Consider the following 19,760-nt stretch of genomic DNA (forward strand, 5'->3'; position numbering starts at 1 on the left):
TGAGCGCCGCGGCCCTTCGTTCCGTCAATGAATACGTTCGTCTGGGTCCTCGTCGGCCTGTTCATCTATTGGGTGGCCCTCATCGGACTACGGGACAGAGGTCTACTCCCCTCCTATATTGGCACTCAGGGGCCGGTTTTAACCCTCCACACGCAGAAAGGAAAGGAACTCATCGAACGACTCGCGCGACCGAAACGGTTCTGGCGGGCGTGGGGGAACTTCGGTCTAGGAATCGCACTCGTCGTGATGGTCGGGACGTTCCTCCTGCTCGTCGTTCAAGCGATCATCGTCGTTCAGAACCCACCCGAACCGACGGCAGTGACGCAACCGCGGAACGTGCTCGTCATTCCGGGGGTCAACCAGTTCCTGCCGCTGTCGGTCGCTCCCGAGATACTGCTCGGCCTGCTCATCGGATTGGTCGTCCACGAGGGCGGCCACGGCATCTTCTGCCGCGTCGAAGACATCGAAATCCGATCGATGGGGTTGGCACTCCTTGCATTCCTTCCGGTCGGGGCGTTCGTCGAACCCGACGAGGAAAGCAGGAGAAACGCCGACAGGGGGAGCCAAAGCCGCATGTTCGCCGCCGGTGTGACGAACAACTTCGCCATCACAGTCATCGCTTTCTTGCTGCTGTTCGGTCCCGTGATGGGCGCGATTTCGGTCGCGTCGGGCGCGGCAGTCGGGGGTGTGTTCCCGGGGTCCGCGGCGGACAACGCGAACATCCAGCGCGGGGACCGTATCGTAGCCGTCAACGGCACGGACGTGACGAGCAACGGTGACCTACACGGCAAACTCGCGGACGTCCAGGGCCGGTCAGTGGACGTGACGGTGAACCGGGACGGAAAGGAGCACCAAACGACCATTCGACGCTCCCTACTCATTACGGGTGTTGCACAGGCCTCCCCGTTCGCATCGGGGGTCGACAAGGGTGAGAGCATCTCCAAAGCCAACGGCACGTCCGTCTACACCGAAAAAGCGTTGGACCGGGAACTCGGCGGGAAGAAGGTCGCCACGATGACCGTGAACGGATCGAAAGTGAGCGGTCCCATCGGCGGACTTTCGACCCTCCAAGACGGTCCCCTCAGCCGTCAGACGAACCTGAAAACAGGCGATACCGTCGTCATCACGGCGATAGACGGGGAGCGTATCACCAACAGTACCGACTTGAGTTCGACGCTTGACGGGTACAACGTCGGGCAGACGGCGACCGTCGAAGCCTACGTGAACGATAGTGGCAGGTACACTCGGCACACCTACGACGTGACGCTCAAGGACAACGGCGACGGGAAGGCCATCGTCGGCATCCTCGTCTCGCCGGGCGTGTCCGGTATTTCGACGAGTAGCTTCGGAACACAACTCTACCCGGCAGGGGTCTTCCACGACCTCATGGGTGGACAGTTCATCTCGATGTTCGGCGGCGGTTCGGGTGGCCCGGTGACGACGTTCCTGTTCGGCATCGTCGGAACGCTGTTGCTCCCGTTCGCCAGCCTTTCGATGCCGGTCGGCTACAACTTCGCGGGCTTCGTCGGATGGAATAGCAACTTCTACGCCGTGCAGGGTCCGCTGTCGTCCTTCGGCGGCGGTGTCTTCCTGTTGGCCAACGTGCTGTTCTGGACGGGATGGATAAACCTCAATCTCGGCTTCTTCAACTGTATCCCCGCGTTCCCGCTCGATGGGGGGCACATCCTCCGCATGGGTGCCGAGGCCATCGTCTCCAGGCTCCCGACCGATCAAGGTCGGCAGGTCACCACGATGATAACGACGACCGTCGGGTTGGTCATGCTGGTGAGCCTTCTGCTAATGGTGTTCGGGCCGCGCCTGCTGTCCTGAAGCGCGAAGAAAATTTTTTCGACTGTTAACCGATCGTCACTCGTCGAGTCCCATCCGTTCTTTGAACTCCTCGGGCGTGTCGGGAATGCGTTCGAAGTCGCCGAAGTCGCGTTCGTGGTGGCGAATTATCTGCTCGACGATCCACGCGCTGAAGGTCTCGTCGAACCGCCATTCGCCGTCCGGGCTCTCGACTTCGAAGCGCTCGTCGGTGGCGAAGGAGACGTAGACGTGGTAGAAGCCGAGGATCACATCCGCAAACTCGTGAGCTTTCGTGCCGCTCTCTACCCGTTTCTCTTCGAGTTCCTCGCGTCCCGCGTCGGTCAGCTTGAAATATTTCCGGTCCGGTTCGTCCTCACGCTCGATCCGTTCGGTCCATCCCTTGTCCTCGAATTTATAAAGGATGGGGTACACCGACCCGTAGGACGGTTCCCAGTGGCCGCCACTTATCTCGCGTATCTCTTTCAGTATCTCGTACCCGTACCGTGGTTTTTCGTCCAGAAGTTCGAGCACGAGGTACGATATCAGGCCTTTCGGCGGGCCACTTTTCCGCATCGGGTGGGGATTTAAGTCCAGATTTTGAAAGGCTTTCGGTCGGGGCGACACCGGCCGGCGTAACCTAAACTGCGGGGTGGACTGAACACAGGTGAAACTCAAAAGTTCCTTGTCCGGTCGTTCCCAACCTCCACATATGCCGAGAAAAGTACCGCCGACCCGCGAGGGGTGGTATGCGCTTCACGACTTCCGAACCATCGACTGGGATGCGTGGCGAGACGCGCCGGAGCGAACCCGCGACGCTGCACTGGCCGACGGTGTCGAATTCCTGAGCGCACACGAGGACGTGACCGACGCCGAGGACGGTTCCTCGGCCGTCTTCAGCGTCATGGGTCACGAAGCCGACCTGCTGATACTCCACTTCCGCCCGACGGTGAACGCGCTCGACACGGCCGAGCGCGCCTTCGAACGGACCGAGTTCGCGGACTTCACCGAGCGAACCGACTCCTACATGTCCGTCACCGAAGTCGGCAGTTACACCTCCGACGAGATGGTGAAAGACCCGGAGGACATCGAGGACACTGGCATGGCTCGCTACGTGGCGAGCAAACTCTACCCCGACGTTCCGGACGCCGAATTCCTCTGTTTCTACCCGATGAGCAAACTCCGCTTGCCGGAGGCCAACTGGTACGACACGCCGTACGACGAGCGCGCAGACATGATGGCGAGCCACGGCGAAATCGGGAAGACCTACGCCGGGAAGGTCACCCAGATCATCACCGGCAGTATCGGGATGGAGGACTACGAGTGGGGCGTGGACCTGTTCAGCAACGACCCAACCCACATCAAGGACATCCTCTACGAGATGCGCTTCGACGAGGCGAGTTCCCGCTTCGCGGAGTTCGGCGAGTTCTCCTTCGGGCGGCGCTTCCCGCCGGAAGACCTCCCCGCGTTCATGGCGGGCGAGGAGATTCCGACGCCGGAGGACGCACACCCGCACGGCGAAAGCCACCACGGGAGCGGCCACGCACACGGCGAGAGTGACCACGGGGAAACCAGCGAGGCCGATAGCCCACACGGAACCGGCGAGGCGGAGGCCGAGGGCATCCGCGGTGAACTCGAAGACCTCGACATCTACGCCGGACAGCCACACGGCGAGGACGTGTACTCCATCGTCCTGTACTCCGAGGCCGACGCGGACGAACTGTTCGAGGAGGTCACTGGACTCCGGGAGAGCTTCGACCACTACGACACGCACGTCAAAACGGCGGTGTACGAGGGCGACGAGCGGGCGGCCGTCGTGAGTATCTGGGACACCCAGAGCGCGGCCGAGACGGCGGGCGGCTTCCTCTCGGATCTGCCCGGAATCGTCGCACGTGCGGGCGAGGAGAGCGGCTTCGGCACGATGGGGATGTTCTACACCGTCAAGCCCGAACACCGCGAGGACTTCGTCGAGAAGTTCGGAGCGGTCGGCGACGCGCTCGCCGATATGGAGGGCCACTTCGACTCCGAACTGCTGGCCAACCACGAAGACGAGAACGACATGTTCATCTCCAGCCAGTGGCGGTCGAAGGACGACGCCATGGACTTCTTCCGCAGCGACGCCTTCCGGGACACGGTGAGCTGGGGCCGGGACATCCTGGCGGACCGACCGCGACACGTCTTCCTGGCGTAAAACGGCGACGAGGAACGATAGAATTGATTTTTCTCTGATTACGACGGGTGACCTCGTCCACGAACATTTCGAAGAGAAGTGTTTGGTTTTGTCGTGATTTCAGTACCCGAGCCGCATGAATTACCGCACTATATCCTCCCCAACCGACTCCTTCACTCCGGGAGAACTGGGTTCTTCCGTGCTCTTGCTCACTGCGTTCGCGGGAACTCCGTTCAGTCGTCCACTATCAGAGCAACGCTCTGACGGTGGATGACGAGCGCCAATGAGGAATCGGCTGGGGAGGCTCGTGGTTCGTTGTAGAGGCGGTGGCGGTGCGGACTTTCGAGATTTGTGCCTCGGTCCTCGTAGCCAGAAAACGACCGTACTTCGCCCGTCGTGACTGTATTGTTGGCCACAAAGAATGTCGTTCCGTCATTCGAATCCGGCGTAAGTAGCGATGGGGCAAGAGCGGGCACTCGCCGCCGCAACCAAAACCCCCTTGCCTACGGAAGAGTTACTAACCTATAAGAAAATCGAGAGTGAAATAAGCTATGACAAAGCGACACGTTACCCTCCCCGAGTCCGCGGAAGCGGGCGTACGCGGGTTTATCGATGAAGTAGACGAACGACTCGCAAGCGACGAGGATACGTGCCAGGTCGTAAAGGAGGTGCTCATCGACCTGCACGGTGACCGCGACGCCTACGAAGCGTGGCAGAGCGGCGAGCCGGTGTCGAACGCCGAGCGCGTCCGGCTCCAGAGCTATGACCCGTGTAACTCCACGCTCGAGAGCGAATACTACGCCGAGAAGGACGAGGAGAAGTTCCGTCGGTCGAAACACCTCCAGTGGCTCTGGCGGCAGTTCGACGCGACGCCGATGGCGGACAACGTCGAGTTCGCCCTGCGATTTCGTCAGATGATGGCGAACCACCTCTTCGAGGATGCGGGCGACAATCTTCGTATCTTCAAGGGTGTCACGATGACCTACGGCCACAACATCACGGTCGGCGACAACACGGTCATTCACGACGATGTTCACCTCGACGACCGCGGCAAGTTGACCATCGGGAACCGCTGTTCCATCAGCGACGGCGTGCACATCTACAGCCACGATCACGACATCATCGACCAGACGGACGTGACGAACTTCCACACCGTCATCGGGGACGACGCACGGGTGACCTACGACGCGATGGTTCGCGCAGGCGTAAAAATCGGCGAGGACTCCGTGGTCGGTGCGCGGGCGGTCGTCCAGAGTGACGTGCCTGCCCATCATATCGCCGTCGGCATGCCGGCGAAGAGCATCAAGATCAAGCCCGGCTACGAGGACGAGGCCGCTCCGTTGGACGACGTTCCATCGACGGAGAAGGAATCACGCCGTATCGATGACGAACTACCCGACAACCTCGAACAGTTCGACGAGTTCCGGCGTACCCCCCGTTCGTCGGAGTAACCCGGACCGTTTTTCTCCTGTCAATCCGTGGTGGAGAGCATGCGACGTCGTACGTACCTTCGATCGATCGCGCTCGGCATTACTGGATTTGCCGGGTGTACGGACTCCCCTGGCAGTTCCCATCGGACGACGGCCAAGGGGGAACCCGGCGTGCGCGTCGAGACGGTTGCGATGAACCTCGAAGTTCCGTGGGGTGCCGATTTCGCCCCCAACGGCGATCTCTATTTTACCGAGCGACCGGGACGGATTCGCCGGATTCGAAAGAACAAAAACGAAATCATCGCCGACGTGACTGATCGCATCGCAAGCGTCGGCGAAGGGGGATTGCTCGGATTGACCTTCCACCCGAAAAACGAGGATTTGGCCTACACCTATCAAACCTACGAGAAGAGTGGTGACCTGCAAAACCGCGTCATCCGGCATCGCGTCAGCGACGGATTCGAACGGGAGTCGGTCATCCTCGACGGGATTCCGGCGGCGTCCAACCACGATGGCGGACGACTGCTGATTCACGACGGCGCGCTGTTCGTAACTACCGGCGATGCTGGGGACGGGAAACGGGCACAGGACACGGATTCGTTGGCCGGGAAAGTCCTCAGACTGACGCTGGACGGGAAGCCGCATCCCGACAACCCGTTCGACAACGAAGTGTTCACGTACGGGCACCGAAACCCGGAAGGGTTGGCGTTCAACGACGGAACCCTGTTCAGTACGGAACACGGACCGGACGAAAACGACGAGATCAACGTCCTCGAAGCGGGGAAGAACTACGGGTGGCCCGACGTTACCGGGAAGAGCAAGAACGAGCAGTATACCGATCCGATCGCGACGTACACGCCCACGATTGCGCCGGGCGGAGCGGCCTTCTACGACGGACCGATTTCACAGTGGAGCGGTGACTTCTTCTTCGGCGCACTCGTCGGAACACATCTCCACCGGGTGCGACTCGACGGGGAAAACGTCGTCGAGCAGGAACGCCTGCTCGTCAACGAGTACGGTCGCCTTCGGACGACGTTCACCGGCCCGAACGGGCATCTCTACGCGACGACGAGCAATCGAGACGGACGTGCGGAAGGTCCCGCACCCCAGGACGACCGGATACTCAAATTCAAGCCCGCGTAGTCCCTTTTTCGTTCATTTGTGGGGGTGTGTACCCCGTCGCCTTCGTGTCCCGTCAGCCAGTGTGATCCACATGTCCATCTGCCGTGCTGACAGTTATGAATCCTGTCGTACGAAGCTACCAAGTATCATGGGAGCGTATGTCATGGTGTTCCATGAACGTCTGGGGGTGGATAGTCCTGTATGTCGTCCTGTTCGTCGGGCTACAGCTGCTTATCTACCGATATCTACGGAGCGACGACGATGCGGCGCTGCTCGCATCGACGCCGTCCGGGTCGGATGGGCACGTGCCTGATGACATCCGACGGGAACGTATCCTCGAAGAGTTTAGCGAAGCGGAGACGAACTCCGACATGCGTGTGTGCCCACACTGTGGGACCGAAAACGGCGTCGGATACACGTTCTGCCGCGAGTGCGTCGGCCCACTCGGCGTGTGGTAGCTGTCGAAGGGGGTAGCTACCAAAGGGGGTAGCTACGCTTTTCCCGTTCCCGTCCCCAGCGTGAGCTATGCCCCGTGCCGTCGCCATCAACGTCGCCGCCAACACCAACCAGCCCGGCGTTCGCGGCCCGATCTTCCCGGACGGTCGGTTCGAATACCTTCCGATTCCCGAACCCGAACCGACGAACCGATCGGTGCCGACCTACGCGGACCTCGACCCGTCGGTCGAACTGCCGGACGGAGCCGAAACCCTGCCCGTCCACCTCGACCCCGAATTCGCGGAGTATCCGTGTTGTGAACGCTACACCTACGGCGACCCGTTCGGCATGAAAGCGAGACCGCTGTTGGAACTGGATCGCGGCGATTACGTCTTCTTCTACGCCACGCTCTCGACCGTCGGGGACCCGACACGCGACTGGATTTCACCGAGATGGGGCGCGTACATCATCGGCCAGTTCCGACTGGCACGCGACCCGATTACAGGGGAGGAATTCGCGGAGTTGGATTCGGAAGAACAGCGAGTTTTCGAGAACAACGCCCACCTGAAACGCGAGGAGTTCGACGCGGAAGTGCTGGTGGAAGGTGCCCCGGACGAATCTGGATTGTACGAAACGGCGGTTCCGTTGAGTAGCCCCGAGAAAGGGTCGAAAGCGAACCACGTCGTCACCGAACTGTCGAGCGACTCCGGAAAGGGACCGTGGTGGCGCAGGCCGATGAAGTTCGATGGGGACGGGATTCGGGAAATTTCGGAATTCGGGAAGTGACTCCGCTCGTCACGTTCGTTCCTCGCAGAATGCACCGACCGGGAGTTGAACCCGGGCTATAAGCTTGGGAAGCTTATGTCCTGCCACTAGACCACCGGTGCACGGCACTCACTTCGTTCGTCCCGCGCACCGTGACTCGCAAATCCGAAGGATTTGCTCACCACCGGTGCACTCAACCCGAATAAGATCAGGCGAACGAGAGCGAGCAGTCGTGTGCTTTCCACTTCATTCCGCGTTCACTTCAACGTAGCGTTTCGGACGTTCGTCCAGAAATACGACGAAGAGGGGAGGTTTTAGTCATCAGCGTTCCTACAGGCGTACATGATAGATCTCGAACTCTCGACGGAAGAACTCGACGCACACCGCGATCACATCGTGTCGTTCATTCGCGAGACGGTGGCCGACGCGGGGACGGATTCGGCGGTTCTCGGCCTCTCCGGCGGTATTGACAGCACGCTGACGGCGTACCTCGCCGTGGAAGCACTGGGCACCGAGAACGTCCACGGACTCGTCATGCCCGGCGCGGTGAGTCGGGAGGACAACATGAGCGACGCGGAGTGGGTGGCGTCGGACCTCGAAATCACCTACGACGTGTTCGAAATCAACCCTATCGTGGACACGTTCTTGGACGCTTATTCGGAAGCGGAGGGTGACCACATGGCGGTGGGCAACGCCCGCGCCCGAACCCGCGCAGTGATGAACTACCTCGTCGCCAACCACGAGGGGTCGGTCGTCCTCGGCACCGGCAACCGCACCGAGGCGCTCGTCGGCTACTTCACGAAGTACGGCGACGGCGCGGTGGACTGTCACCCCATCGGCAACCTCTACAAACAACAGGTTCGACAGCTCGCCGTCCACGTCGGCGTTCCCGAGCGACTCGCCGAAAAGGAAGCGACGGCGGGGCTGTGGGCGGGCCAGACCGACGAGGAAGAGTTGGGTATCGATTACGACACGCTGGACGCGATTCTGGCGCTCCATGTCGATGGACCGCTGTCCGCGTCGGCGACGGCGCGGCAGGTCGACGGCGCATCGGCCGACGATGTCCGACGAATCGACGAGATGTACCGGCTGAGCGAGCACAAACGCGCCGTGCCGCAGTCCCCCGAATCGTTGTAAGTTCCGACCGACTCTCGGTCGATCCCTTCCGGTTCCCGATTGATTCCCGACCGATTCCCGGTCGATTCCTTACTGATCCCCGCTCCTACTCCCGCTCTTCCGCGATGCTATCGGCGTTCGCGGCGACGAGTTCGCCGAATGCTTCCGCCTCGCACGCCAGTTGGACGTCGGTCGAAGACCGATCTCGGACTCGTTCCTTAACGACCGAAAGCGCCGCCGGGACGTTCTCCGCGAGTTCGTCGGCGACAGCGCGCGGCGTTTCCGTGAGGCGTGAAACGAGCCCCATCCGATGGGCCGTTTCGGCCGAGAGGACGCGGCCCGTGAGCGCGATGTCGAGCGCGTCACCCATGCCGACGATTTCGGGGAGTCGGGTCGTCCCGCCCCATGCGCCGAAGATTCCGAGGCGGACGCCGGGTTCGGCGAACGTCGCGTCGAACGTCGCCACCCGGATATCACACGCCAGCGCGAGTTCGACGCCCCCGCCGCGCGCCGGACCGTCGATTCCGGCGACGACGACGCTATCGCTCCCTTCGATGTCGTTTGCGACTCGCTGACCGTGGCTCGCGAACTCCTCCGCCGATTCCCGATCCAACGACGCGACGACGTCGAGGTCGGCCCCGGCACAGAACGCCCCACCAGCGCCGCGGAGATAGACGACCGGTTGTGTCGCTTCTCGGACCGCCGAGGAGAGCGCGTCGAGTCCGTCCGGTGTGAGCGCGTTTCGACGCTCCGGGCGGTCGATCGTCACGATTCTAAGTTTCGGCTCGTCGGTGATGCGAATCATGCTGTCCAGTTGGAGACGCTTTCCAAAGGTCTTTGGCTGTCCCGTCGTAAGTTCCGACAATGGAAGAGGCCGTCCGGGCGCGCGGGGCTGCGCGCGAGGCTATCGAAGACATTACGCCAGCGCACCTCCGCGACCACATCGATGGGCTACTGGAGTCCTCGACGGTCGTTCCGGGGGTGGTGACGTTGTTAAGCGCACGAGCAGTCGAGAGCGGTGCCAAGACGGGTGACGTCGAAGCCCGTGCCGCGGGCGTGCAACTGATTTACGAGGGATTGGGCCTCACACGCACGCTGGCACGCGACGAACCGTGGAACGGGGAGCAACCGTACATCGAGAGCAACATCGCAGTTCTGGCAGCGGACGTGATGGTCTCCCGCGGATTTTCTCTGTTGGCACGAACGGAAGCGGCCGATACGGCCGTTCGAACCGTCAAATCGTTCGGTCGGGACCAGACCGAACGGCGGACCGAACACGCGCTCGAAACGGACGTGTTCGAACTCGCCATGGTCGCCGGAACGACGGCGGCAGGCCACGAGGTCCCGACCGGAATCCGACGATACGCCGAGCAACTGGCGACGTCGGTTGCCAACCGCGACTCGACCGAACTACTGTTCGACGAGGCGGTGGATACGCTGACGAAGCTGTCAGGAAGACACCCAAACTGGTTCGATGAGACCACCTCATCGGCCACCGATCCCTGACGCGAATCGAAACGCCTAAACCCAGTTCGGCGTGTAGAAATGAATGCCTGCGCCTGGGTAGCTTAGCGGTAAAGCGCGTCCTTGGTAAGGACGAGAGCCCGGGTTCAAATCCCGGCCTAGGCTTCTCCGATTTTTGAACTACGAGTTACATCATTCGTGGTATGTTTCCTTTGGCTTCGTGGTTGACTACGGAACGATGCTCAGGGCAGTCTGTGATAACAATACGTGTTTTTAGAAACACACGTGTCTCTCCGAAAATATAGAATTCATTTCCAGTTATCGGATACATAAATGCGTTCTTGTAGGTATTATATGAATTATAGGGAAGGTCGTGTCGCCGAGAATGGTAATCGAACATGCCAGAAGACAGCAGGCGGACGTTCCTGAAGACGGTCGGCCTCGCCACCGGAGCCGCGACGGTCTCCGGAACGGGAATGGTCCTCGCACAGCAGAACGACGATAGCAGCGAAAGCAGCGACGAGAGCGGAGGCGACGACGCCACAGGACACGGTGGCGGTTGGACGACCTTCCGCGGCGACTCGGCTCGCACGGGAGCGACGGACGCCAGCGGTCCGAGTCCGTACGCGACGACCGATTGGTCGATGGACATCGACGGGACGACACGGCTGGGTGGTAGATCGACAAACGACGTGGATCGGAGCCAGATAGAACCGGTGTTCGCTGACGGGACGATGTACCTCGGCGTGAAGACCGATACTGGAACCTACGCGAGCGATGGATACGTCGTCGCGTACGACCCCGACACCGGCGACGAACTGTGGAAGCAGACCGATATGGGCGCACCTGATACACCAACGGTAAGCGACGGAACCCTCTACTTCGCCACGGAGACACCCGGAAACAACTACAAGGAAAGAGGTGCCCTCTACGCGCTCGATGCGAGTGACGGTTCGATACTGTGGAAACGGGATGACCATTTCCAATGGGCGAACCCGCTCGTCGCGAACGGTCGTGTCTACACCGCATACGGTCACTTCTCGAACGATTCCGGAACAGTCGCGCTCGACCCAAAATCAGGAGAGACCGCCTGGGAGAACACCGACGTTTACACCGACGAAGTATCCTACGCCGATGGAATACTGTACGCCCGGACCGGAACTGCTCTGAACGCTGACGATGGGACAGTGCTGTGGAATCGGGAACTCTCCTCGTTGGAAGCGGTCTCCGACGGTATCGTGTACGGCAGCCGTGAGCGTGACGGCGAACCGGGCTTCGACATCCTCGCGTACGCGGCGGCCGACGGTGAGGAAAAGTGGAACACGTCGTTCGACATCGAGTCGGACGATCAGATCAGCAACGTGGTCGTCGGGGAAGGAGGAGTGTACGTTCTCACCTACGCGGGGTATCCGGATGGCGCGAACGACCATCAGAAACTTCACGCCATCGACGCGAAGACCGGCGATATCGACTGGACGTACCGCACCCTCGCGTTCACCTATGGTGATCCCACGCTCGCCGACGGGACCGTCTACTTCGGCGGGAAATTTACTCCCGCTTCCGAACCCGACCCCGGCCCACCGGCTCACTACAAGACGGTCGTCTACGCCGTCGACGCGGCGTCGGGCGAACGGAAGTGGACCTACATGATGGACGGCGACAGGATCAGGACTTCCAGCACTCCTGTCGTTCGGGATGGCAAACTGTACGTCTCGACCTACGAACTCGATGGAGAGTACGCTAAGTACGTCTCGTCTCAGCTGTTCGTCCTCGAATCCACCGACGAAGCACCGGATGCCGACCATCGTATCGCGAACGACAAGGTCGTCGATCCGAACGAACAACCGACGGCGCACATCGAGTCGTCACCGGATTTGGACTCGTGTACGCTCGAAGCGGGCGACGAAGTCACACTCGACGGTTCCAACTCCACCGATGATGACGGTGTCGTCAGCTACAAGTGGGACACGGACGGCGACGGGACGTTCGATGCGACCGGAGAAACCGTGACGGTGACCGTGCCGCGCTGTGGTTCGGTGAAAGTCACGCTCGAAGTGAGCGATGGATACAACGCCGACAAAGCGAGCGTCACCATCTCGGCGAACTAACACCACACGAGTTGCCGATTTTCAGATCGTGAGTCCGAGTTCCGTCGGTTTCGGGGAACCGAGCGAGGTTTTTGGAATCGCCTTCATCATCTGAAATTCGTGAGGGCGGTCACTCGGTTCCTTCCGGGATGTAGCCGTGCAGGAACGACATCTTCGTGTTCGTTATTCCCTCGATGAAATCGATTATGACGCCGTCCTCCGGTTGTACACAGTTCGTCGATGAGAACACGACGAGGGTTCCGACGGCGGCCAATACGAGTGCGACCGGTAGCAGCACGATGGACAGGGAGACGAATCGAGACGCTATCACGGTCACCGGGATGAGAGCCAGTGGCACACGAGTCATCGTTCTGACGGTCCATCGGGAAAACGGCGTTATCCCGAATTTCCACCAGAGCACCGAGAACATGAAGAGATTGAGGATGATGTTCGAAGTCGAGGATGCGACCGCGGCACCGACGAACCCGTAGATGGGTATCAGGATCAAGTTCATAACGAAGTTGAGAGCGAACGCGATGGCGTTGCCCGCGAGTATCAACCGAGTATGACCGAGCGCGGAGAGTGTCTCACGGTTTCGGCCGCCCGCCGCGTTGGTAAAGAAACCAACGGACAGAATCGCGAGGGCGAGTCCACCACTCGCGTAGTCGGTACCGAAAAAGATCGAGATGACGTCACTGGGAAACGTAACGAAGAGGAGAAACGCGGGAAACGTGACGAGAAACACCCATTTCGTAGTGAGCTGATATATCTTCGTTATCTCGTCCCGCTCCCCGTCCGCATCGAGCTTCGATGCGAGGGGAAGATAGAGAAATCCGAACGACGAGAGTGCGATCAGTAGGCTGTTGGCGAGCGGATAGGCCGCCGAATAGAGTCCCACCTGATGGGAGGTGGAAAAGTAGCCGAGCATGACGGTATCAGTTCGGGTGAGGAGGTCACCGAGGACCGATGAAACGACGAGGGGTGCGGAAAACGTCGTAATCTCCTTCACGTGCAGGGTGAATTCACCGAAGAGAGGGATGAGTTTATTGAGAAGGTAGTGAGCGACCAGAAAGGCGATGACGGCGCTAACCAGGTATGCGTAGCCGGCCGCTTTCGCTCCGAACCCCAACGCCAACAGCGTGCCCAGAAGTAGTAATCTCCCGAACGGATAGAGGAGGTCACCGACGTACGTCTTGTAGATGGTGTTCTGGAAGCCGCGAATTCCGCCGATACCGACGAGATAGCCGACGACGGGAGGGATGGCGAACGCGAACACCGGTATCAGGTTGCTCGCCCCTCCGTGGTCGAACAGTTTCGACGCCACGAAATCCGCGTTGAAATAGAGGATTCCGGCGAACAGGACGCTCACGATACCGGCGAGGAGAAATCCAGTCAACCATGCGCCCCTCATATCGCGCTCCGTCTCGAACCGTGAGACGTAGCGCGGGATGCCCTGTCCGAGGCCGATGAGCGCGAACGTCGTTCCCAGCGCCATCGTCGTGATCGCGATGTTGATCTCGCCGTAGATATCCGGCGAGAAACTCCGCCCCAAAACGATTCGCTCGGCCAGTTTCGCTACTGCCGCCACACCTGCGCCAACGAAGACGAGGCTCGCACTCGAAAGGAGCTTTTTGAGTTCACGTTCCGATCCCATGGATTACAGGTAGCCGAGGTCCTCCAGTCGCGAGGTCACGTCGCCTTCCGTCTCGACCGTTTCCGTCGATCCGTACTCGATATCGCGGTACGAAGACCGCTCCACTGGCAACGTTACCATCCCCTGTGGAACGTGTCCGGTCATCCGGTCGGGAACGTCCAACCCGGCGGAAGCCATGACGATCGGAGCGATGTCCGTCAGCGAGAGTCGTTCGGGGTTGACGGAGGGATCGAACGACGGTCCGGTGCCGATGAAGACGCCGTCGGGTTTGTGGTTGTATTCGTCTACAGGGAGGAACCGCTCGCCGACGAGTCCCGGAAGGACGAGGTGGTTCATGTCCTTCGGCATGAAGACGACGTCCGGTCCGCTTCCCGGGTCCGGGTCGTGGTTTACGTTTTCTGCCCTGTCGACGAAGTCGAACGCCAACCGTCCGTCCGGCGTTCTGACCGACGAGAGGAGTTCGATCAACTCCGACCGAACGGCTTCGTACTCGGATTGCGGAACGACACCGCTGGGGTCTCTCCCTTCGAGGTTGATACGGATACCGAGTTCACCGAGCGCCCGACAGTACGCCTTCGACTGACGCCAATCGACGGTTCGTTCGGCCGCCGAGCGAACGTTGCTCGGGACGAGGCGTTTCAGTTCTTCCTCCAATCCGATATGTTGAGCCACGGTGAGCACCTTCGCCGGGGTTAAGCCGACCTTACCGAGCCCGGTAATCCCCATTGAGGCTGCGCGTTCTATCGGACTGTTTTCAGTATCGTCGCGTACTTCCTCGTCCGGGTTAACGATCGATTGTTTAACCGAACTGAGACTGGTTCCGTAGTTGTTCCCGGTCGAATCCTCCCGGACGAAGCCGTGCTCTCGGAGAATCTCGTTCACGAACAGTTTGTGCCCGTTCGTGACACCCATCCCGTGGTCCGAGCAGACGACGATGTTGGCATCGGAGGCACACTGCTGAACGGTGCCGACGAGTTCATCGGCGGCCCGGTAAACCCGCCGAAACGCGCTTCGTTCGTCGAAATTGTGAAAAACTGCATCCGTCTTTTGGACTTGGATAATCGCCACGCGCCACTCGTAGTTCGTCAGTAAATATTCTGCCGCGCGCGCACGCATGCCAACGAGGTCAGCATATCCATCGAGTTTGCGTTCCTTGTCGCTCACCATCTCCGCTTGTGAGTAGATGGTGTACTCCTCGCCGAGCGCGTCGGACAACTCGCCTCTGATGTCCTTCGGATAGCCATCGGCGTCCTCCGATGCGAGGTATCCCGGAACGAGGACTCCGTTCAGCGGCTCCGCAGGATGCGTGACCGGGACGTTGAGCACGATGGATGGCTCGTCGATGGAAGTGAGGTAGTTCCAAATCGCCGGTTGCTGTACGTCGTTGCGAGTGATGATGTTCGCCTCGTCCGGATACGTGTCCTCGTAGTCGAAGAACCCGTACGCGTCGTGCCGACTCGGGTCGGTCCCCGTGTACATTGACGGCCACGCGCTTCCGGTCCACGGTGGATGTGTCGAACGAAGTGGTGCGTCGATACCCGTGGAACGGAGACGGCCGAAATTCGGCAGTTCATCCGCAAATTCGTCGAGATACTCGAAAGAAAGCGCATCGAATCCGAGCACGACGGTACGTGATCCGTCGGAAGTCACCGCTCCCACCTCACGACGGAACGCGTATCGATGATTCGATGCGTCGAGGATGTCGTTCTGACCCCGATCCGCCCAACGACTCGCCGATGTATACTGTCGAGAGGATGGAGGTGCCGATGTTCAGATGCTCCGCTCATTCACATCGTACACCCCCTTCGTGGTACTTTGTTATACTCTACAGCCCCGCTTGTAAGCGAAGCCTATGCGTATCACCGCACCTGCCTGAATAAATCATCAAGAATCTATCTGGAATTTTCCCCTGGCCGGTGACGCTGGCCACGAGTAAGCTGTAGATACTCATTTCGCTCCGGGTGTACTCCGGTAACGAGAGGTATCTCCGATCACGTATCACAAGAGAACCGCTCTCGTGTACGATTTCGACTATCTCGGTATTTCAGCGTCGATCCTGTGGTAATGGGTCACAACGTCGTATCATGGGTCTCCTTATAAATTGTTAGTACTACATTGAAAGAGAATCGCTACACTTTTACCATACCAACCTCACGTTGAACCTGCATGGCACGCGAATTCGAAAACGACACAACCGACAATGGATCGTTTCTGAAACGACGTTCGTTCCTGAAGGCGGCCGGTACCGCAGTGGCCGCGACAGGGGCAGTAGGCGTCAGTTCAGTGGCGAGTGCGAAAGGGTATGATACGATTACCGTCCCCGCTGGCCAGCAAAAGGCGATCGAAGTCGGCGACGGAGAAACGTTCGAAAACACGCTTATCGATCTCACCGCCGAAGGTGCCGGAGTCGCGTTCACGACGAGCGGAAGCGGATGGACGATTCGCAACGTCGGTATCAAGGGACAGGACAGCGGCCAGTCCTACATCATGATGCCCGGCGTCGAATCGCCGGACGGTCACGGTCTCATCGAAAACGTCTACATGGGCGACGGTACGAAGCCCGGAAAAAGCGGAGGCGGCATGTGGGTCAACGCCAACCTCCCGCACCAGGGCGTCATCACGGTTCGTCGCACGCACGTAGCAAAGACTGTCAACAACGGTCTGTACGCGTCGGGTCCGGGGAAACAGGGAGCGAAAGGAATTACGAACGTCGAGGATTCGTACTTCCACTCGAACAACATCTCCAACATCCGCCTGAACGCGAAGGGTGACCGAACACCGTACGTCAAGAATACGGTCGTAAAAGTCGACGATAAGACGCCCGTCTGTGGCGAGAACTGCTCGGCACCCGGTACGGTCAACAACCGTGGTGTCTGGTCGTGGTACGGTACGACGAAGGTCATCAACTCCGACATCCAGGGTGGCTTTGCCACCACGGACGGCGGAGACTTCAAAACGAAGAACACCAAGACCGGTAAACAGGCGGACACGACGCCCCCGAAGGGCGTCCCGATGTCGGCTGAAGAGGCCGTGAAAGGCCACAAATAACGAGAATTTGAGTTCGCCAGTCTCTTTCCTTTTCTATCTATTCCCATTTTGTCGCGGATCGCAGACGGTCAACGATCGTTGACGCTCCCCCGAACGAACGAGTGCAACGACAGCGAACGAGCGTCACGACGGGATGATCGTCGCATTCGATGGACGTCAGTCGACTCCACGTCCGCGGACGTAATCGAACGGGGAGAACCACCATCGTCGGTGGAAAGCCCTACGCCAGTAGCAACGGAAGCGGAATCCATGACTGAAGGCGAATAGGTGACGGAAGCAGAATCGGTGATAGAAGCAGCATCCGTAACGGAAATAGAATCCGCGACGGAAACGAAATTCGTGTCGAAGTCGGACCGTACGAACTTCGTGAAGCGTACCGACGCTTCGACCTTTTTGTCAACCCACCTTCACCGACCGTGACGTTTTTGTCGTCGGTCGCGTTCTGAAACAGTATGCGATTTGTTATCGTTGGGTATGGTCGTGTCGGGATCCGGACCGCACAGATACTCTCGGAGGAGGGTCACGAGGTCGTCGTCATCGATGACGACCCCGACAAAGTTGATCGTGCGCGAGAGGACGGCTTCGATGTCGTCGAAGGGGACGGGTCGGACGAGGACGTACTGACCGAGGCGGGCATCGAGTCGGCGGACGCCATCGGCGGACTGACGGGTGACTTGAACGTCAACTTCGCGGCGTGCATGGTCGGCAAGCATCACGGTTGTCGAACCGTCATGCGCATCGACGAGGACTACCGGGAGGAGATCTACCAGAAGTTCGCGGACGACGTGGACGACGTGATCTACCCCGAGCGCCTCGGTGCGGCAGGGGCGAAAACCGCGCTTCTCGGCGGCGACTTCGACGTCATCGCCGACTTGACCGAAAACCTCCAGTTGACGACGATGACGATTCCGGACGACTCGCCGCTGGTCGGAACGCGCGTTCAGGCGGTCGAACTCCCCACGAACGCACGGATCTACGCACACGGTCGAAACCGCGAGCGGATGACCATTCCGCTGCCGGGAACGAAGCTCGAAGCGGGAGACCGTGTCGCGCTCATCGCTTCACGCGAGGCGCTTCCGGCGGTACGCGACCGGCTCCAAGCGACTGCTTGAGAACGGGTTCGAGTATCGAAATCGGAGAAATCGCTCGTCGGTCGTATCGAAGCGAAAAACGATTGGGCAGCGCGGGGTTCTAGGGCCGTCCGGGACGAGAACTTTCGTGGGGGGGTTGGTGACACTGTAACGGGAAGCCAACCCGTCGCCAGAGCCCCCGGCCCCGCCGGAGACCCACCGCGAGACTGCGACACGCTTCGCGCCCGAGCCGTCGGGCGCAACTGTACGAATGAGCGGACACCACTTTGTTATGAACCGTTTGCACCCGGTACAGGTACTCTTTGTTACGATCAGGATGTGTCTACGGACGAGTGGACGTCTCCTAAAACGGAAGAGGGGGAGTGTCGAACGGGATTGGAGAGCGGAACGGGATGGGAGAGCGGGGTACAGGGGCGATGTGGGTGGTGTGTGCCGGGCGCGCAGAGTGGGAGGATGGGAGAGAGGGTGTTGTGCGCGCCCATTTTCGGATGGGAACGGCGAGAACTTAAAACCGCGTCAGACACCCGTGAGACACTACCGCTCCCCCCGATTTCATACGCTCTCCGGGAGAGATGACTGCCATGCACGGAACTGGAGTACCGCTATTGACGCCGTTCGACCGGGAAGGAATCCTCCAAGAAAACGACCTCCGTGAACTCGTCGCGTGGGTCCAAGAGCGTGGCGTGGACTTCATCGTCCCGTGCGGGTCGAACAGCGAAGCGGAACTGATGAGCGTCGAGGAGCGTGCCCGCGTGGTCGAAATCGTGGTCGAGGAGGCGGACGTTCCAGTGCTGGCCGGAACGGGCCATCCGGGCTTTCACGAGACGCTCCGTCAAACGTCCCTCGCAGCGGAGGCGGGAGCCGACGCGGCGCTCGTGGTGACGCCGTTTTACTACGGCCACGACGACGAGTCGATGGCCGACTACTACCGTTCGGTTGCCGACGAGAGCCCCCTGCCGGTGTACCTCTACAGCGTCCCGGCCTACACGAATGTCGTCCTGTCGCCCGAAGTGGTCGGTGAACTCGCCGACCACGAGAACATCGCCGGAATGAAGGATTCGAGTGGAAACCTCACGCGTCTCCAACGCGAGCGTGCCCGAACCGAGCACGCCGATTTCGATCTGTTCGTCGGAAGCGGGGGGGGTCTACGCCCCCGCACTCGACGCCGGGGCTGACGGCGGTATCCTCGGCTTGGCGAACGTCGCACCCGAGCGCGCCAGCGAAATCCATCGTCTTCACCGGGGCGGACACGGAGAACAGGCCCGACAGTTGAACGCCAGCCTCGTGGAGCTGAACCATGCGGTCACGAGCGAATACGGCGTCCCCGGGGCCAAAGCGGCCATGGCGGAACGCGGCGCACCGGCCGGGGAACCCCGCAGTCCTCACCGACCGGCATCCGAGGAGGTTCGAGCGGAAATCATCGACCTCGTCGGTGCCGCCGAGCACTGATCTGTCCTCTTTCTCAATTTGATACGTTTCGTTGATCTTGGGTATGTCATATCCAATTTCGTTGTCGTGATGGCGGGTGATACCCGCTCTTGTACTGGATAATTACAGGTAAAGTTACTTGGT

At 60.1% G+C, this 19,760-nt stretch carries 15 protein-coding genes, 2 tRNA genes and 1 pseudogene; 13 read left to right on the top strand and 5 right to left on the bottom strand.

What is annotated here, in order from left to right:
- Positions 1–27: 27 nt before the first annotated feature.
- Positions 28–1,830 (top strand): site-2 protease family protein, encoded by a 1,803-nt coding sequence (locus NKF26_RS02660; RefSeq protein WP_253225172.1) that lies wholly within the window; start codon positions 28–30, stop codon positions 1,828–1,830.
- Positions 1,831–1,866: 36 nt separating this feature from the next.
- Here the strand turns inward: NKF26_RS02660 and NKF26_RS02665 are convergent, their stop codons facing one another.
- Complete coding sequence (locus NKF26_RS02665; RefSeq protein ID WP_253225173.1) at positions 1,867–2,382, bottom strand: PadR family transcriptional regulator; 516 nt, start codon at positions 2,380–2,382, stop codon at positions 1,867–1,869.
- Between the two features lie 136 nt (positions 2,383–2,518).
- Between NKF26_RS02665 and NKF26_RS02670 the strand changes: the two genes are divergently transcribed.
- From NKF26_RS02670 to NKF26_RS02690, 5 genes are all read left to right on the top strand, one after another.
- Positions 2,519–3,997: a heme-binding protein gene (locus tag NKF26_RS02670; RefSeq protein WP_253225174.1), complete on the top strand. Its 1,479-nt coding sequence runs from the start codon at positions 2,519–2,521 to the stop codon at positions 3,995–3,997.
- Between the two features lie 530 nt (positions 3,998–4,527).
- Positions 4,528–5,427 carry an acyltransferase gene (locus NKF26_RS02675; protein ID WP_253225175.1) on the top strand — a complete coding sequence of 300 codons (900 nt, stop codon included), beginning with the start codon at positions 4,528–4,530 and terminating at the stop codon, positions 5,425–5,427.
- A gap of 39 nt (positions 5,428–5,466) precedes the next feature.
- On the top strand, positions 5,467–6,549 hold the full coding sequence (locus NKF26_RS02680) for a sorbosone dehydrogenase family protein (RefSeq protein WP_253233965.1): 1,083 nt from the start codon (positions 5,467–5,469) through the stop codon (positions 6,547–6,549).
- 152 nt (positions 6,550–6,701) lie between these two features.
- Positions 6,702–6,986: a permease gene (locus NKF26_RS02685; RefSeq protein ID WP_066142397.1), complete on the top strand. Its 285-nt coding sequence runs from the start codon at positions 6,702–6,704 to the stop codon at positions 6,984–6,986.
- A gap of 67 nt (positions 6,987–7,053) precedes the next feature.
- A complete protein-coding gene (locus tag NKF26_RS02690) occupies positions 7,054–7,749 on the top strand; it encodes a hypothetical protein (RefSeq protein ID WP_253225177.1) in 696 nt (231 codons plus the stop codon).
- 30 nt (positions 7,750–7,779) lie between these two features.
- On the opposite strand, the gene NKF26_RS02695 is transcribed toward NKF26_RS02690, so the two are convergent.
- Positions 7,780–7,850 (bottom strand) — tRNA-Gly (locus NKF26_RS02695).
- A 220-nt stretch (positions 7,851–8,070) separates the two neighbouring features.
- On the opposite strand from NKF26_RS02695, the gene NKF26_RS02700 reads away from it, so the two are divergent.
- On the top strand, positions 8,071–8,865 hold the full coding sequence (locus NKF26_RS02700; protein ID WP_253225178.1) for an NAD+ synthase: 795 nt from the start codon (positions 8,071–8,073) through the stop codon (positions 8,863–8,865).
- A gap of 85 nt (positions 8,866–8,950) precedes the next feature.
- On the opposite strand, the gene NKF26_RS02705 is transcribed toward NKF26_RS02700, so the two are convergent.
- Positions 8,951–9,649, bottom strand: a complete 699-nt coding sequence (locus NKF26_RS02705) for an enoyl-CoA hydratase/isomerase family protein (RefSeq protein WP_253225180.1) — start codon at positions 9,647–9,649, stop codon at positions 8,951–8,953.
- A 59-nt stretch (positions 9,650–9,708) separates the two neighbouring features.
- Between NKF26_RS02705 and NKF26_RS02710 the strand changes: the two genes are divergently transcribed.
- The 3 genes from NKF26_RS02710 to NKF26_RS02720 all read left to right on the top strand — a co-directional run bounded on the left by NKF26_RS02710 (position 9,709) and on the right by NKF26_RS02720 (position 12,416).
- Positions 9,709–10,350 (top strand): hypothetical protein, encoded by a 642-nt coding sequence (locus tag NKF26_RS02710; RefSeq protein WP_253225181.1) that lies wholly within the window; start codon positions 9,709–9,711, stop codon positions 10,348–10,350.
- Between the two features lie 51 nt (positions 10,351–10,401).
- A tRNA-Thr gene (locus NKF26_RS02715) sits at positions 10,402–10,473 on the top strand.
- 233 nt (positions 10,474–10,706) lie between these two features.
- Positions 10,707–12,416 carry a PQQ-binding-like beta-propeller repeat protein gene (locus NKF26_RS02720; protein WP_253233966.1) on the top strand — a complete coding sequence of 570 codons (1,710 nt, stop codon included), beginning with the start codon at positions 10,707–10,709 and terminating at the stop codon, positions 12,414–12,416.
- Between the two features lie 109 nt (positions 12,417–12,525).
- Here NKF26_RS02720 and NKF26_RS02725 read toward each other — a convergent pair whose 3' ends face one another.
- Entirely contained in the window at positions 12,526–14,049 is a 1,524-nt protein-coding gene (locus NKF26_RS02725; RefSeq protein ID WP_253225224.1) for a flippase, read from the bottom strand.
- 3 nt (positions 14,050–14,052) lie between these two features.
- Complete coding sequence (locus NKF26_RS02730; protein ID WP_253233967.1) at positions 14,053–15,699, bottom strand: alkaline phosphatase family protein; 1,647 nt, start codon at positions 15,697–15,699, stop codon at positions 14,053–14,055.
- Between the two features lie 516 nt (positions 15,700–16,215).
- Here NKF26_RS02730 and NKF26_RS02735 point away from each other — a divergent pair.
- From NKF26_RS02735 to NKF26_RS02745, 3 genes and pseudogenes are all read left to right on the top strand, one after another.
- Positions 16,216–17,097 (top strand): twin-arginine translocation signal domain-containing protein, encoded by an 882-nt coding sequence (locus NKF26_RS02735; RefSeq protein ID WP_253225226.1) that lies wholly within the window; start codon positions 16,216–16,218, stop codon positions 17,095–17,097.
- 452 nt (positions 17,098–17,549) lie between these two features.
- Positions 17,550–18,209: a TrkA family potassium uptake protein gene (locus tag NKF26_RS02740; RefSeq protein ID WP_253225227.1), complete on the top strand. Its 660-nt coding sequence runs from the start codon at positions 17,550–17,552 to the stop codon at positions 18,207–18,209.
- A gap of 560 nt (positions 18,210–18,769) precedes the next feature.
- Positions 18,770–19,637, top strand: a pseudogene (locus NKF26_RS02745) (dihydrodipicolinate synthase family protein).
- Positions 19,638–19,760: the final 123 nt, after the last annotated feature.

Source organism: Haladaptatus sp. AB618 (assembly GCF_024136965.1).
In the GTDB taxonomy this organism is placed as follows: Archaea; Halobacteriota; Halobacteria; order Halobacteriales; family Haladaptataceae; genus Haladaptatus.

Bases quoted from the DNA above. Each gene is read 5' to 3' on its own strand.
- NKF26_RS02725 (WP_253225224.1), bottom strand. From the start codon at position 14,049: ATGGGATCGGAACGTGAACTCAAAAAGCTCCTTTCGAGTGCGAGCCTC.
- NKF26_RS02690 (WP_253225177.1), top strand. From the start codon at position 7,054: ATGCCCCGTGCCGTCGCCATCAACGTCGCCGCCAACACCAACCAGCCC.
- NKF26_RS02705 (WP_253225180.1), bottom strand. From the start codon at position 9,649: ATGATTCGCATCACCGACGAGCCGAAACTTAGAATCGTGACGATCGAC.
- NKF26_RS02670 (WP_253225174.1), top strand. From the start codon at position 2,519: ATGCCGAGAAAAGTACCGCCGACCCGCGAGGGGTGGTATGCGCTTCAC.
- NKF26_RS02665 (WP_253225173.1), bottom strand. From the start codon at position 2,382: ATGCGGAAAAGTGGCCCGCCGAAAGGCCTGATATCGTACCTCGTGCTC.
- NKF26_RS02720 (WP_253233966.1), top strand. From the start codon at position 10,707: ATGCCAGAAGACAGCAGGCGGACGTTCCTGAAGACGGTCGGCCTCGCC.
- NKF26_RS02680 (WP_253233965.1), top strand. From the start codon at position 5,467: ATGCGACGTCGTACGTACCTTCGATCGATCGCGCTCGGCATTACTGGA.
- NKF26_RS02740 (WP_253225227.1), top strand. From the start codon at position 17,550: ATGCGATTTGTTATCGTTGGGTATGGTCGTGTCGGGATCCGGACCGCA.
- NKF26_RS02735 (WP_253225226.1), top strand. From the start codon at position 16,216: ATGGCACGCGAATTCGAAAACGACACAACCGACAATGGATCGTTTCTG.
- NKF26_RS02710 (WP_253225181.1), top strand. From the start codon at position 9,709: ATGGAAGAGGCCGTCCGGGCGCGCGGGGCTGCGCGCGAGGCTATCGAA.
- NKF26_RS02675 (WP_253225175.1), top strand. From the start codon at position 4,528: ATGACAAAGCGACACGTTACCCTCCCCGAGTCCGCGGAAGCGGGCGTA.
- NKF26_RS02660 (WP_253225172.1), top strand. From the start codon at position 28: ATGAATACGTTCGTCTGGGTCCTCGTCGGCCTGTTCATCTATTGGGTG.
- NKF26_RS02685 (WP_066142397.1), top strand. From the start codon at position 6,702: ATGAACGTCTGGGGGTGGATAGTCCTGTATGTCGTCCTGTTCGTCGGG.
- NKF26_RS02700 (WP_253225178.1), top strand. From the start codon at position 8,071: ATGATAGATCTCGAACTCTCGACGGAAGAACTCGACGCACACCGCGAT.